The 13,759-nt window shown below is 47.6% G+C and carries 14 protein-coding genes; 9 read left to right on the top strand and 5 right to left on the bottom strand.

Annotated features, from left to right (window positions below; all coding sequences use genetic code 11):
- The 9 genes from BIZ37_RS09165 to BIZ37_RS09125 all read left to right on the top strand — a co-directional run.
- Positions 1-403, top strand: a 403-nt coding sequence (locus BIZ37_RS09165) for an ATP synthase subunit I (protein WP_370577323.1), incomplete at its 5' end; no start/stop codon positions are given.
- A gap of 1 nt (position 404) precedes the next feature.
- Positions 405-1,175 carry a F0F1 ATP synthase subunit A gene (gene atpB, locus BIZ37_RS09160; protein WP_187461235.1) on the top strand — a complete coding sequence of 257 codons (771 nt, stop codon included), beginning with the start codon at positions 405-407 and terminating at the stop codon, positions 1,173-1,175.
- A 48-nt stretch (positions 1,176-1,223) separates the two neighbouring features.
- A complete protein-coding gene (gene atpE, locus BIZ37_RS09155; RefSeq protein ID WP_004730405.1) occupies positions 1,224-1,460 on the top strand; it encodes a F0F1 ATP synthase subunit C in 237 nt (78 codons plus the stop codon).
- A gap of 52 nt (positions 1,461-1,512) precedes the next feature.
- Positions 1,513-1,983, top strand: a complete 471-nt coding sequence (atpF, locus tag BIZ37_RS09150; RefSeq protein ID WP_187461234.1) for a F0F1 ATP synthase subunit B — start codon at positions 1,513-1,515, stop codon at positions 1,981-1,983.
- A gap of 14 nt (positions 1,984-1,997) precedes the next feature.
- A complete protein-coding gene (locus tag BIZ37_RS09145) occupies positions 1,998-2,546 on the top strand; it encodes a F0F1 ATP synthase subunit delta (protein ID WP_187461233.1) in 549 nt (182 codons plus the stop codon).
- A gap of 13 nt (positions 2,547-2,559) precedes the next feature.
- The gene (atpA, locus tag BIZ37_RS09140; RefSeq protein WP_187461232.1) at positions 2,560-4,101 is read left to right on the top strand and encodes a F0F1 ATP synthase subunit alpha; all 1,542 of its coding nucleotides are present in this window, start codon (positions 2,560-2,562) and stop codon (positions 4,099-4,101) included.
- Positions 4,102-4,154: 53 nt separating this feature from the next.
- Positions 4,155-5,030, top strand: a complete 876-nt coding sequence (gene atpG, locus BIZ37_RS09135) for a F0F1 ATP synthase subunit gamma (protein ID WP_187461231.1) — start codon at positions 4,155-4,157, stop codon at positions 5,028-5,030.
- A gap of 21 nt (positions 5,031-5,051) precedes the next feature.
- Entirely contained in the window at positions 5,052-6,437 is a 1,386-nt protein-coding gene (gene atpD / locus BIZ37_RS09130) for a F0F1 ATP synthase subunit beta (RefSeq protein ID WP_187461230.1), read from the top strand.
- Between the two features lie 11 nt (positions 6,438-6,448).
- Positions 6,449-6,892 carry a F0F1 ATP synthase subunit epsilon gene (locus BIZ37_RS09125; RefSeq protein ID WP_107298334.1) on the top strand — a complete coding sequence of 148 codons (444 nt, stop codon included), beginning with the start codon at positions 6,449-6,451 and terminating at the stop codon, positions 6,890-6,892.
- A 665-nt stretch (positions 6,893-7,557) separates the two neighbouring features.
- Here the strand turns inward: BIZ37_RS09125 and folM are convergent.
- The 5 genes from folM to BIZ37_RS09100 all read right to left on the bottom strand — a co-directional run bounded on the left by folM (position 7,558) and on the right by BIZ37_RS09100 (position 13,644).
- The gene (folM, locus tag BIZ37_RS09120; RefSeq protein WP_187461229.1) at positions 7,558-8,271 is read right to left on the bottom strand and encodes a dihydromonapterin reductase; all 714 of its coding nucleotides are present in this window, start codon (positions 8,269-8,271) and stop codon (positions 7,558-7,560) included.
- Positions 8,268-8,906, bottom strand: a complete 639-nt coding sequence (gene folE, locus BIZ37_RS09115) for a GTP cyclohydrolase I FolE (protein WP_187461228.1) — start codon at positions 8,904-8,906, stop codon at positions 8,268-8,270. Before folE ends, folM begins: the two co-directional genes overlap by 4 nt.
- Before the next feature lies 1 nt (position 8,907).
- Positions 8,908-9,285, bottom strand: coding sequence for a dihydroneopterin triphosphate 2'-epimerase (gene folX, locus BIZ37_RS09110; RefSeq protein ID WP_187461227.1), 378 nt, complete (start codon positions 9,283-9,285; stop codon positions 8,908-8,910).
- A 157-nt stretch (positions 9,286-9,442) separates the two neighbouring features.
- The gene (locus BIZ37_RS09105) at positions 9,443-12,520 is read right to left on the bottom strand and encodes an efflux RND transporter permease subunit (protein ID WP_187461226.1); all 3,078 of its coding nucleotides are present in this window, start codon (positions 12,518-12,520) and stop codon (positions 9,443-9,445) included.
- Positions 12,517-13,644 (bottom strand): efflux RND transporter periplasmic adaptor subunit, encoded by a 1,128-nt coding sequence (locus BIZ37_RS09100; RefSeq protein WP_187461225.1) that lies wholly within the window; start codon positions 13,642-13,644, stop codon positions 12,517-12,519. The genes BIZ37_RS09105 and BIZ37_RS09100 overlap by 4 nt, the downstream gene beginning before the upstream one ends.
- Positions 13,645-13,759: the final 115 nt, after the last annotated feature.

The raw sequence follows: 13,759 nt of genomic DNA, 5'->3' as shown, positions 1-13,759 counted from the left end.
ATCTATGGAAGGTCACTCTCCGTGCTCTGATATTATTTCCGCTGTGAAATCTTTGCTCTTAGCACAATCTATAATTGGTGCAATTGTTGTTTTGTATGAAGTTGTATCGAGTGATTATCTGAGTGTTAAGTCAGCATTAATCGGTGTAGTCATTGCTGTTGTTCCATCTTTATTAGGTTTACTCGCTGTTGCATTTAAAGTTAAGCGTAATAAAAGAAGTAACATCAACCAACTGGCTTGGTTTAATGAAGTCATCAAATGGACGTACACAGCCCTGCTTATGTTGTTGGTTTCAAAGCTTTTTGAAATCAATGAGGTAGTGATGCTGATGACTTACTCGCTGACTTATCTGGGAAGTTGTTTAACCCCTATGCTTAATAAACCTCAATTTAGGATGACGTAAGGTGGAAATCGTTACTACTGCTCATGAATATATTGAGCACCATCTGACATTCCTTACTGCAGGCGAAGGGTTCTGGAGTATTAATCTTGACTCCATGTTCATGGTCTGGGTGTTAGGTTTAACATTTATTGGTGTCTTTAGGTATGTTGCAACAAAAGGGACAAGTGGTGTTCCTGGACGATTGCAATGTTTAATTGAAGTCACATTTGAATTTGTTAATAACCTAGTAAAGGAAATATTTAAAACAGAAGATAAATTGATAGGCCCTCTGTCATTAACCATATTCGTATGGGTTTTCTTAATGAATGCCATTGACTTATTACCTGTTGACTACGTGCCAATGTTTGCACGTGTTATGGGGTTGGAGCATTTCAGGGATTTACCCTCTGCTGATGTCAATGTTCCTATGTCTATGGCTCTTGGTGTATTCATCCTTATTATTGGTTATACGCTAAAAAATAAAGGTTTAGTCGGATTCATTAAAGAGTTAACGACGCAGCCTTTTACACACCCGCTGTTGTATCCGGTGAACTTTATTTTGGAATTAGTCACACTCATTTCCAAACCCATTTCACTTGGCTTGCGACTGTTCGGAAATATGTATGCAGGTGAGATGATTTTTATTCTTATCGCATTGATGCCGTGGTGGATGCAATGGGCGCTGAGTGTGCCGTGGGCACTGTTCCACATCTTGATTGTGTTCTTGCAGGCTTTCATTTTCATGGTACTGACCATTGTTTACCTGGGAATGGCTGTAGAAGAGCATCATTAAATTTATTTTCTTAAGTTACGTTTTTCATAATCTAATTCGGAGTTTTTCATGGATATTGTTAGTGCGGTTCTTTACGTTGCGGGTGCACTGCTAATTGGTCTAGGTGCAGCTGGTGCTGCAAGCGGTATTGGTAACTTGGCTGGTAAATACCTTGAAGGTGTCGCTCGTCAACCTGATTTGACCCCAATGCTACGTACTCAGTTTTTCATCATGATGGGTCTGGTTGATGCGGTACCAATGATTGGTGTGGGTATCGGCCTCTACATCATCTTCGCGGTGGCATAAGTCATTCAATCACTCGATTAATTAACATTGGGTTACCAAAAGAGAGGATGGAATGAACTTAAATGCCACCATGCTGGGACAGGCACTGTCATTCGTGATTTTTGTCTGGCTTTGTATGAAATACGTCTGGCCTCCTTTGACGGCTTTGCTTGATGAGCGCCAGCGAGTTATCGCCGAAGGTTTATCTCAAACCGAGTTCGCGGCAAAAGAACTGCAATTGGCCAAAGCCAATGGCGCAAAGTTACTGGAAGAAGCTAAGCAACAAGCGAGTGGTTTGGTTGAGCAGGGTAACAAGCGTCGTACACAGATCATCGACGAAGCCAAATTAGAGGCTGAGCAAGAGAAAGCGCGCATTATTGCCGAAGGTCAAACGGAATTGGAAGGTGAGCGTCATCGTATCCGCGAAGAATTACGCCATGAGATGACAACCTTGGTGATTGAAAGCGCAGAGAAGCTAATCAGCCGTCAATTAGATACGGACGCAAACCGGGCTTTGGTCGATAAGATCATTACCGAGCTGTAGCAAGGGAGCCAAGAATGTCCGATCCACAAAGCATCGCTTACCCATACGCAAAAGCGGCCTTTGACTATGCCCGTGATGCGTCCCAGCTAGCAGCGTGGGAAAAAATGTTGGTAGTGATGAAAGAAGTTGTTGAAGCCCCTGCTGTTGCCAGCCAGATCGAAGCACTCGATATGCAGGGCCCAGATGCTCACGAAGCATTTACCCTATCATTTCTGGCTATCTGTGATGGCTTGATTGATGAACATGGGCAAAACCTGGTCAAGCTGATGGCTGAAAATGGCAGGCTGGAGGTACTTCCTCAGGTGGCCGAACTCTACCAGACGTTTAAATCTGATTTTGAACGCACTGTTGAGGCTTGTGTCACTACGGCTGAACCACTCGATGAACAGCAAAAAGCTAGCTTGAGCCAAGCGCTAGAGCGGAAATTAAACCGCACTGTCGCCCTGACATGCCAGATTGATCCGTCACTGGTTGGGGGAATGAAAATCACCGCCGGAGAGTTGGTGATTGATGGTTCGCTGAAAAGCGCCATTCACAGACTAGCTAGCCGCCTAGAGGCGTAATTAGGTACTAGAAATGCAATTGAACTCAAATGAAATCAGCGATCTTATCCGACAACGGATCGCGACCTTTAACGTAGCCAGCCAGGCTCGTAATGAAGGCACTATTATCTCTGTTAGTGACGGCATTATTACCATTAATGGTCTAGCCGATGTGATGCAAGGGGAGATGATTGAACTACCGGGTAATCGCTATGCATTGGCGTTGAACTTAGAGCGACACTCGGTGGGTGCGGTAGTCATGGGCCCATATGCTGACCTAGCAGAAGGCATGAAAGTAAAAGGCACAGGCCGCATTCTTGAAGTACCTGTAGGTAAAGGCCTATTGGGCCGGGTTGTGAATACCCTAGGCCAGCCGCTAGACGGTAAAGGTGCAATTGAAAATGACGGTTTTGCACCTGTTGAGATTATTGCCCCTGGGGTTATCGACCGTAAGTCTGTTGATCAACCTATTCAGACTGGCTATAAGGCGGTTGACTCTATGGTGCCAATCGGTCGGGGTCAGCGTGAATTGATCATCGGGGATCGTCAAACCGGTAAGACAGCGATGGCTATTGATGCCATCATCAACCAGAAAGATTCTGGTATCTACTCTGTCTATGTCGCAATTGGCCAAAAGGCATCGACCATTGCAAACGTAGTTCGCAAGCTCGAAGAGAATGGTGCTCTGCAAAATACCATCGTCGTTGTTGCCTCGGCTTCAGAAGCGGCGGCCCTACAATACTTGGCTCCTTATGCCGGTTGTACCATGGGAGAATACTTCCGAGACCGTGGTGAGGATGCCCTAATTGTCTACGATGATTTGTCCAAACAGGCCGTCGCCTACCGTCAGATCTCCCTGCTACTTAAGCGCCCACCGGGTCGGGAGGCTTTCCCTGGTGATGTCTTCTATCTTCACTCTCGTTTGCTAGAGCGTGCAGCTCGAGTTAATGAAGAGTATGTGTCCCGCTTTACCGACGGTGAAGTGAAGGGCAAGAGCGGTTCGCTAACCGCATTGCCGATTATCGAAACACAAGCGGGTGATGTGTCTGCATTTGTACCAACCAACGTGATTTCGATTACTGATGGTCAGATCTTCTTGCAGACCCACTTGTTCAATGCAGGTCTGCGTCCGGCGGTTGATCCGGGGATCTCGGTATCGCGTGTAGGTGGTGCTGCCCAGACCAAGATCATCAAAAAGCTATCAGGCGGGATCCGTACGGCATTAGCACAATACCGTGAGTTGGCAGCCTTTGCCCAGTTCTCTTCTGATTTGGATGATGCAACTCGCAAACAGCTAGATCACGGTGAGAAAGTAACCGAGTTGATGAAGCAGAAACAGTACTCGCCAATGTCAGTTGCCGAGCAAGCCATTGCGATATTTGCCGCCGAGAAAGGTTACCTCAATGGCATCACACTCGCGCAAATAGGTGATTTTGAAGCTGAGCTGATGGCTTTTGCCAAGAGTACACAACCTGATTTGCTGGCCTCAATCAATGTATCGGGCGACTACCACGATGCGATTGAAGCCAGCCTGCACCAACTGTTGAAGACCTTTATGGATACCCAGTCGTTTTAATCGGCAGGGAAGGCCGCACAGCGGCATAGCAATGAGGTAGACAGGAGCGAAAAATGGCAAACGCAAAAGAAATTCGCACCAAGATCTGTAGTGTCCAGAACACCCAGAAGATCACCAGTGCGATGGAAATGGTTGCCGCGAGCAAAATGCGCAAGGTGCAAGACAACATGGCAGCAACGCGTCCCTATGCAGACAACATGCGTAAGGTCATTAGCCATGTTGTTTCGGGCTCGCTGGAATACCAGCACCCATATCTCGAAGAACGGGATGCAAAACGGGTTGCGTACATCATCATCTCCTCGGATAGGGGACTGTGTGGTGGTTTGAATAACAACCTGTTTAAGAAAGTGCTGGGAGAAATGCAGCAATGGCGTGACAAAGGGGTCGGCGTAGATACAACGCTGATTGGCTCCAAAGCCATCTCTTTCTTCCATCGATTCGGTAATGTTGTCGCTCAGGCCTCTGGCCTGGGTGACAAACCCAAACTGGAAGCAGTGCTTGGTCCGGTTACAGCCATGCTACAGCAGTATGATGAAGGGCAAATTGACCGCCTCTATCTGGTGTACAACGAGTTTGTGAACACCATGGTTCAAAAGCCGCAAGTCGTTCAACTGCTACCACGGCCAGAATTGGCGCAGTCTGATGACAGTGAAAGCGAAAAGCTAAAAGGTCGTTGGGACTATATCTACGAACAAGATCCCAAGGCGCTATTGGATGAGTTAATGCTGCGATATATCGAATCGCAGGTCTATCAGGGAACGGTAGAGAGCAGTGCATGTGAGCAAGCCGCCCGGATGGTGGCAATGAAGGCGGCAACAGACAACGCCGGCACCCTGATTAACGATCTCCAACTGGTTTACAACAAAGCCCGACAGGCCGCAATTACTCAAGAGCTGAGTGAAATTGTGGCGGGTGCCCAGGCCGTGTAATTGAAATTCCGAGGATAACAAATGAGTACGGGTAAAATTGTCAAAGTCATCGGCGCGGTCGTTGATGTGGAATTTGACCAGAACAGCGTGCCGCGTGTGTATGACGCGCTGAATATTATCGATGGCGATCATGCATCGTTGGTATTAGAAGTCCAGCAGCAAGTCGGTAGCGGCATTGTTCGCTGTATTGCGATGGGTTCATCAGACGGCTTGCGTCGTGGTCTTACCGTAAAGAACACGGGTGCCCCAATTTCTGTTCCTGTTGGTGAAGCGACATTGGGACGGATCATGGATGTATTGGGTACACCGATTGATGAGTGCGGTGAAATTGGTGAAGACGTGACGTATGCCATCCACCGTGAGGCTCCTTCCTATGAAGAGCAGGCCAACAGTACCGAACTGCTGGAAACTGGGGTAAAGGTTATTGACCTGATTTGCCCGTTTGCCAAAGGCGGCAAAATCGGCCTATTCGGTGGTGCTGGTGTAGGTAAGACCGTCAACATGATGGAGCTTATCAACAACATCGCTAAAGCGCACTCAGGCCTTTCAGTGTTTACCGGGGTAGGGGAACGTACCCGTGAAGGCAACGACTTCTACTACGAAATGAAAGAAGCGGGGGTACTCGACAAGGTTGCAATGGTGTACGGCCAGATGAACGAGCCACCGGGTAACCGCCTGCGTGTTGCACTTACTGGCTTGACGATCGCTGAGCGTTTCCGCGATGAAGGTCGTGACGTCCTGCTTTTCATCGATAATATTTACCGCTATACCCTAGCCGGTACCGAAGTATCAGCTTTGCTGGGCCGTATGCCATCCGCGGTGGGTTACCAGCCGACACTGGCTGAGGAAATGGGGGTACTGCAAGAGCGAATTACCTCGACCAAGAAAGGCTCGATCACTTCGATCCAGGCTGTTTATGTCCCGGCAGATGACTTGACGGACCCATCACCAGCAACCACCTTCGCCCACTTGGATGCGACCGTGGTTCTATCACGGAACATTGCAGCACTCGGGCTTTACCCAGCGATTGATCCATTGGACTCAACGTCACGCCAACTTGATCCGCTGATTGTGGGTCAGGAGCATTATCAGGTCGCACGTGGTGTCCAAACCGTGTTGCAACGCTACAAAGAGCTCAAGGATATCATCGCTATTTTGGGGATGGATGAGCTGTCAGAAGAAGACAAACAAACCGTTGCTCGCGCCCGTAAGATTGAACGTTTCTTGACTCAGCCATACCACGTAGCAGAGGTCTTTACCGGCCAGCCTGGGGTGTTTGTTTCTCTGAAAGAAACGATCCAGGGCTTTAAGGGGCTGTTAAGCGGTGAGTATGACGATATTCCGGAGCAGGCATTCCTGTACTGCGGCAATATCGATGAAGTAATTGAAAAAGCGAAGCAGATCTAAAGGGGTAAGTTATGGCAATTGGCGTTACTCAGAATACGTTCCAGCTCAACATTGTGAGTGCCGAAGGCCCGCTGTTTTCTGGTCCGGCCCATGCGCTGGCGATTGCAGGGTTCGATGGTGAATTGGGTATTCGCCCGGGCCACTCTCCTTTGCTGAGCCGGATCAAACCAGGTGTGGCGAGTTTCGTTACCGATCTAAAGGATCCTGAAGAAATCCTTTACATCTCTGGCGGGATTGTTGAAGTACAACCTTCAGTAGTAACCGTGCTAGCCGATACGGCGATGCACGGGAAGGACATCGACAAAGCCCGTGCGGACGAAGCACGCCGTGCAGCCGAAGAGAACATTGTTAAGCATGCAGACGATGTGAACTTCGCACAGGCGCAGATGGATTTGGCAAAAGCGATGGCACAGCTTCGTGCTGTTGAATTGAGTCAAAAACAAATGCGCCGCTAAACCGACATTGATGCTGGGCACGGCTTACCGACCGGCAGCCCAGTTTTCAACAAGGTTTCAGAAAAGCTTATTAAATTCCATTCTTTATAGTTGTTTTGCCCCGGGCATTGAATGTTCGGGGCTTTTTTATCTAGATGTAGTTTATTGTTTCGAAACCCAATAGTTATGAGACTATTGAATCATATTGAATGTTAATTATACAGGTTAAAAAATGAGCCAGTCGCAGCCTTGTGCGCAATATTTGACCGGTTGAATTTATAAGAGCAAATTTGCTTGTAATGGCTGATCAAAATCCATACAATTCGCGGCGAAAAATTACTCTTATCGTATTAATTCTGGCTCTTTTGGTCAGGGTATTCATGTGCTCATTAAAAATGATTAAAAGCACAAATTATAATTTGACCATAATACGAGCATGCGCGTACTGCTCAAATGATGATTTAAAATAAACAGCCTAAGCTTTTGATTTATAAGGCAATAAAATAAATTATCGAAGTTTATGTGAACAACAGTGATATAACTATCACTATTTGATAGTGAATATTATCTAGTTAAATTATTTATAACTGCAATAATACACAGGCTTTGATTAAGCTTTAAGGCAATTAAATTTATCATCATTGGTTTTGCTTCTCTTGTTGGATTGCTGCAAGAGAAGCTTTTTTTTATTTTAAATGACGACCACCGTCAAAATGTAAATTTCTACCGGTCATAAACCGGCTATTGAACAGCATTTTCACTCCTTCAATGACTTCTTCGAAGCCTGCCTCTCTAGGTAGTAACGCTTTGTCTTTGGCTTTTTCTTTGTAATCTTCCCCGTCGCCAGGATTGAATTTAAGTAACGCCGGTGAGATAGAATTGACTTTGACCTCTGGTGCCAAAAGGCTGGCAAATGATAGGGTCAGGTTATTCATTGCCGCTTTGCTTGCAGCGTAGGCGATATGCTTTTTGCTACCTTTTTCGGTGACATAATCGCCAATATGGATGATGTCAGCGTGGCCACATTCCCTTAACTGATGCTGCATGGCCAGATTGATTCGGTAGGGAATTGCAGCGTGTATCGTCATCATTCTATGCATCACCTCGAGCGCCTGATTGCTATCTTGCCAGTTCGGGTCAGGCATCCAATCAGAGGCATTGTGAATTATGGCCCTAATCGTTGGATAAGCGCTTTCTAGGCATTGGATAAAATCGTCTACCTGACTTTGATCGTAAAAATCAACGTGATGTAGTTGAGCCCCCAAACTCCTGAGTTCGTCAAGCGTGGTATATTCAGTGCGATAGGTTCCTACGACTTGATATCCGTCTTGAAGAAGTGACTTGGCGAGATTAAAGCCTAGCCGCTTCCCAACCCCTGTAATGATAACAACCTGGCTCATTTGAGGAACTCCGCACGTGTTTGTGGGTTGGTTTTAAATTGGCCGCCAAGCGCTGTGGTAGTCGTGCTCGAATTAACGTCCATCACACCTCGAGATTTGACACAATAGTGGGTAGCATCAATAGTCACTGCCACGTTCTGAGTTTCGGTTAGGGTTTGGATTGCAATTAAAATTTGCTGGGTCAGGCGCTCTTGAACCTGGGGGCGCTGGGCAAAGAAGCGTACAATTCGATTAATCTTGGATAGACCAATGACTTTTGACTCAGGTAGATAAGCGACTTTTGCTATACCGTCGATGGTGACAAAGTGGTGCTCACAGGTAGAGGTGAGGCTGATGTCAGATACTTTTACCATCTCATCAACCTGCATTTTATTCTCGATGACACATATGTTAGGGAAATTGTCGTAGTCAAGACCTGAGAAAATCTCGTTCACGTACATTTTTGCAATCCTGTGTGGGGTTCTGGCGAGACTGTCATCGCTCAAGTCCAGACCCAAGACGCCGACAACTTCTGTCAGCAGTCCTTTAATTCGCTCATATTTCTGCTCCGGTGTCATTTCGTTGGGTAGCAAGGGAGACTCAAGCCCTTTATGGATTAATGCCTGTTGGACTAACTTTGCTTCGATATTCATCATGCTACTCGCTTACACTTTCATCAGTGGAAAAACTCAATGTCAGGGAGACTGAATCTGCAAATCGTAATGCGTGGGGTTTATCGATGGTGACGACTGCATAATTGACCCAAGGATGGTCGACACATAATCCCAGCACGTCGCTGGTCAGTTTCTCAAGCAACAGAAATTTGCCATTCTCGACGTGATGAATGATGTTCTTGCAGATGGTTTTGTAGTTGAGCGCGTTTTCGACATCGTCGCTCAGGCATAAATTATTTGCGGGATAATGGATCTCAGCATTGATAACAATGTCTTGCTGCTTTTGCTTTTCTTCTTCGTTGAACCCGATGTATGTTCTCAGTCTCAGGTTAGTTATCCTGATAATTGCATTGTGGCTCATAGTCATATCTCGCTAGGGTAGGTCCCATTAAAACGCGAGTTAGCCCGGAAACGATCATGAACTCAAGGTAGCGTGAAATAAAAGTAGGATCTGGCATGGCCAGATCCTTATTGAAGCTGGTATAAGGCAAGTCACTGTTGAGTACCCAACAATACCTTTATTTTTCTTCTTTAACCCTAAAAAATACCGCATAGAGCACAGGGACAATACCTAGGGTTAATAGGGTAGCGCCCAGTAAGCCGAAGATAATGGCAATCGCCATTGGTTCCCACATGATACCGCCCCCCAACCATAGTGGGATCATACCAACAACTGTTGTTGCCGTTGTTAGTAGAATAGGGCGCATCCGCTGTTTTGCTGCTTCGATTATGGCATCGTAATGGCCAAAGCCATCTTGCCTTTCAATATCAATCCGGTCTATCAGGACGATAGCGTTATTGATCACGATACCGGCCAGCGAAATAATACCCAGCAAGGTCATAAAACCTATATAGGATTGAGCCAGATGCAGGCCTACAGCGACACCAATCAACCCCAGTGGAATCGTCATCAAAATGATGGTGGTTTTGCGGATACAGTTAAACTGTGCCATCAACAACATCAATATAATGACGGCAGCAATTGGCAGTTTGTCAAAAATTGACTTGTTGGCATTGCCGGATGATTCCGCCACTCCCCCTAGCTCCCAGCGATAGCCTGTCGGCCAACTATCTTGTTGCTCATTGAGCCAAGGTCTTAGCTGCTTGTTGACTTCGGCGGCGGTAAGGCTTGGCGCCAAACTTGCCGAAACGGTAATGGCCTTCATTCGGTCGCGGCGCGGGATTAATGCTGGCTGCCACTCCAAGTTGGCTTTGGCGACATGGCCCAGCGGAATAGAATCGAGCGTGTGGGTCAGCACGTTCATGCTAGTAGGCAGATCTTTTCCGTTGTATTGCTGAGAGCTGGCCTTGAGCATGATAGGGATAATCTCTTCGTTTTCCCGGTACTCAGAAATCTGGATACCTGTGGTGCTGGCCTGGATAACCTGCGCAATATCAGAATTATTGATCCCCAAGCGTTGGGCTTGGGCTTCGTCGATATTAACGAATAGGTTCTTGGTCTTGTTGCCCCAATCGTCGTTGATAGAACGAACACCGTTAATCATGCTGAGTTTCTGTTTGACCGCATCGGCCAGGCTGAAAAGCTGCTCGGTATCACTGCCCATTATCCTGACCTCGATAGGGTTCTTGATAGCCGCGCCATTTTCAATCTTCCGGGTGCTATGAACAATATCGGGATATTGGCTGAAAATATGCCGGTCAATATCCGCCATTAGTTCGTCGACGACTTCGCCGCTGGTGGTATTCAACAAATAGACGGCATAGTTTGGACTTGCTGGCTTGGAGGTATGGGAGAGTACATATCGAGGACCGCCATTGCCGATAAAAGCCGCCCAGTTTGTCAGTCCTTCACTAGCTAACTCTGGGTCAGCTTTGAGTGTTTCAAGGTAGTCATCAATGCTCTCTGTGACTGCGACGGTTTTGCTGAGCGGAGAGCCAACGGGTAGCTCTATTTCCAGTTTGAATGTTGGATCCTCTGACGGCGGGAAGAAGATAACAGGAATAAACCTGAAGCTGTAAATTGCAATACCAAACGCCACTACGACCACTGAGAGTGTCCGGTATCGGTATCTCAGTAGGGAAGACAAGACTTGGCTGTAAAGCTTTTCAAGGCGGGATGCTTGTGGTTCTTGAGATGATACTGCTTGCTTCACCGGTTTTTTTATCTTCAAGAAAAGCAGGCACAACATAGGGATCATGGTTAGCGAGAAGAACCAAGATGCCAACAAGGTAATAGAGACCACTTTGAACAGCGGGGCGGTGTATTCCCCGGTCGTTGACTCGGCAAGGAAGATCGGCAGGAAGGCGGCTGAGGTCGTGAGGGATGAGGTCAGCAAAGATAGCTTGAGTTCACCGGCGGCATCGATTGCTGCATCAAATGCCTTTTGCCCCCGCTCCATCCTGGTCATGATGCTTTCTGCCATGACGATGGAGTTATCAACCAGCATACCAAGTGCAATCATCAAGGCCGCGAGCGAGACCTGATCAAGACCGATTTGTAACCAATACATGATACCGATAGTGGCGGCGATGGTGACTGGGATCAAACTCGCGACAATCAGGCCGGTCCGAAGCCCCAGTGTGACAAGCATGACACCAGACACCACAGCGATGGCCTGGAATAGGTTGCTGACAAAACTATCGACGGTATTTTCTACCAGTTCGGGCTGGTAGGCGATGATTTCGAAATTTACCCCCCATGGATAGGTTTGCTCGAGTTGGTCAAGCAGTTCATCGACTTGCTCGCCTAGTTTGACGATGTTCCCGCCATCAATCATGGCGATGGCGAGTGCAAGGCTGTTGTCACCGTTGGTCGTTACCATAGAGCGAGCCGGCGTCTCGTAACCACGATAGATGTTGGCGATATTACCGAGCGGGAGCACTTCGTGGGTATTAGGCAATGGGACAAAGGTGCGCATTAGTGCTTCAATAGACTCAAGGTTGCCGCTCGGCTCAATACTCATGACCTCATGCTCGGTGTGCCATTCTCCACCGCTTAACAGGGTATTTTTGCTGACTAAAAACTGCGCCAAATAATTGGGAGAAATCCCGAGTTCCTGAAGGTGGCTATTTTCGTATTCGACGAAGATACGTTCTTCTTGAGCACCGTAGATATCAACCTTGCCAACCAGCGGCAGGCGCAAGAATTCATCTCTTACTTGATCGGCAATGTCTTTGAGTTCTCTGTACTGGTAGTCGTTGGCAACTACCGAGATAACAATACCGTAGACGTCACCGTATTCATCATTGACCGATGAACGCCCTGCGGCAGCTGGCAGCTCGCTTTGCACGCCGTCAACCTTGCGGCGGAGTGAGTCCCAAACAGGGCGAAGGTTCTTGTAGCTGTCTTTGATGTCTACGGTGATGATCGACACACCATATTTCGATAGGCTGTTGACGCTATCGAGCTCCGGCATCTCCTGGATGGCTTTTTCCAGTTTGTCAGTAACCAACTCTTCAACATGTTCGGGTGATGCGCCGGGAAATGAGGTTATCACTTGAGCAGTCCGGATAGGAAAGCCCGGATCTTGTGCTTGCGGTATGGAAAGGAAAGAGGTGATGCCGAGCATAACAGCCGCGAGGATAACAAGCCCCATCAGCTGTTTTTTTTGCAAGGCCAACTGGGTGATATTCATGAGCGGCTATCCTCGACGAGCATCAAGACTTCCTGGCCGTCATAGATTTGATTGAGTCCCGCCGTAATGACTTTCTGGCCTTCAACCAGGCCATGAGTGATCTCTATGGAGCCTGCGACAAACTTACCGGTTTCTACAGCTACTTTTCGAACGATGCCACGATTGCCGTCTTCCGACTCAAAGGTCATGACATAGCGTTGCCCATTAGACTCATTGACAGTGTTCATCGGCACCCACAGGCTGTCATTATTGACAAGGAAATCACGACTGATGAGCAACTCTGCTGCCATGCCAGGTCTCAGCTTTGTGTTACGGGTATCAATTTGCGCCGTAACAAAGTAGGTACCGTTACTGCCCGTATTCAAACCGATTTCACTAATGTGGGCATCGACGGGCTGTGGCTGGGCCGCTGAAATAATGGCTTCGACAGGTTGTCCGATCCTCAGGCTCGAGACTGTTGCTTCTGAGATATTGGCTTTGACTTCCATCACATTGCCGCAACTCATCACGGCAATCATCTGTCCAGCGGAGACATTTTCATTCTCGGTGACATAGGTTTGGGTGACTGAGCAATGCTCTTCACTGGTTCGCAAGGTAGCGTATTGAACTTGCTGCTGGCTTAAATCGACAGCTTGCTGTGCCTGATCGATTTTGGCGAGGCCTACCTGATAGTCAGCCTTTGCTACGTCATAGTCCATCTCAGAAATCAGCTGCTTGGTGTGGAGTTCTTTCATGCGCTGATAGCGGGATGTACTGGCTTTGGCATTGGTGACAGCTTGCTCAAGCAAGGCTTCATTTTTATTCAGGGCGAGCTGCAAGTCGTCATCAACCAGCGTTGCGATGACATCGCCGGAACGAAGTCGGGTTCCGGCTTTTGCCGGAAATGACTCAATGGTGCCGGATACCTGAAAACTAAGGTTCGTCGTAGAGGCTGATACCGTAGTGCCAGCAAAGCGGTGTTGGAAGTCAACAGGGCTGTTGGTTGCCGCGATGATTCTAACAGGTCTAAGAGGTGCAGGCTCTTCCTGGGTTGCATTGTCCTGGCAGCCAGTCAATGCCAATATACCTACCACTACGGGTAGGGCAATAATATGCGAGCGGTATGTCATAAGCTTCTGTTTCATTTGTAGTATTTAACAATGGATCGAGACTGCCTGCCGATAATTGGCGTCAGCTGGGCTGGCAGTAAGCGCATTCATTGAGTCGTAAGTCATCATCAGGAAAAGGATGAGAAGTGAA

Origin of the sequence: Photobacterium sp. BZF1 (assembly GCF_014349205.1) — a bacterium.
In the GTDB taxonomy this organism is placed as follows: domain Bacteria; phylum Pseudomonadota; class Gammaproteobacteria; order Enterobacterales; family Vibrionaceae; genus Photobacterium.
This window is presented reverse-complemented; position numbering and strand designations above follow the sequence as displayed.

What these genes read in the sequence shown, in the direction of transcription:
- atpE (WP_004730405.1), top strand. Translation starts at nt 1,224, where the DNA reads ATGGATATTGTTAGTGCGGTTCTTTACGTTGCGGGTGCACTGCTAATT.
- atpF (WP_187461234.1), top strand. Translation starts at nt 1,513, where the DNA reads ATGAACTTAAATGCCACCATGCTGGGACAGGCACTGTCATTCGTGATT.
- BIZ37_RS09145 (WP_187461233.1), top strand. Translation starts at nt 1,998, where the DNA reads ATGTCCGATCCACAAAGCATCGCTTACCCATACGCAAAAGCGGCCTTT.
- atpA (WP_187461232.1), top strand. Translation starts at nt 2,560, where the DNA reads ATGCAATTGAACTCAAATGAAATCAGCGATCTTATCCGACAACGGATC.
- atpG (WP_187461231.1), top strand. Translation starts at nt 4,155, where the DNA reads ATGGCAAACGCAAAAGAAATTCGCACCAAGATCTGTAGTGTCCAGAAC.
- atpD (WP_187461230.1), top strand. Translation starts at nt 5,052, where the DNA reads ATGAGTACGGGTAAAATTGTCAAAGTCATCGGCGCGGTCGTTGATGTG.
- BIZ37_RS09125 (WP_107298334.1), top strand. Translation starts at nt 6,449, where the DNA reads ATGGCAATTGGCGTTACTCAGAATACGTTCCAGCTCAACATTGTGAGT.
- folM (WP_187461229.1), bottom strand. Translation starts at nt 8,271, where the DNA reads ATGAGCCAGGTTGTTATCATTACAGGGGTTGGGAAGCGGCTAGGCTTT.
- folE (WP_187461228.1), bottom strand. Translation starts at nt 8,906, where the DNA reads ATGATGAATATCGAAGCAAAGTTAGTCCAACAGGCATTAATCCATAAA.
- folX (WP_187461227.1), bottom strand. Translation starts at nt 9,285, where the DNA reads ATGAGCCACAATGCAATTATCAGGATAACTAACCTGAGACTGAGAACA.
- BIZ37_RS09105 (WP_187461226.1), bottom strand. Translation starts at nt 12,520, where the DNA reads ATGAATATCACCCAGTTGGCCTTGCAAAAAAAACAGCTGATGGGGCTT.
- BIZ37_RS09100 (WP_187461225.1), bottom strand. Translation starts at nt 13,644, where the DNA reads ATGAAACAGAAGCTTATGACATACCGCTCGCATATTATTGCCCTACCC.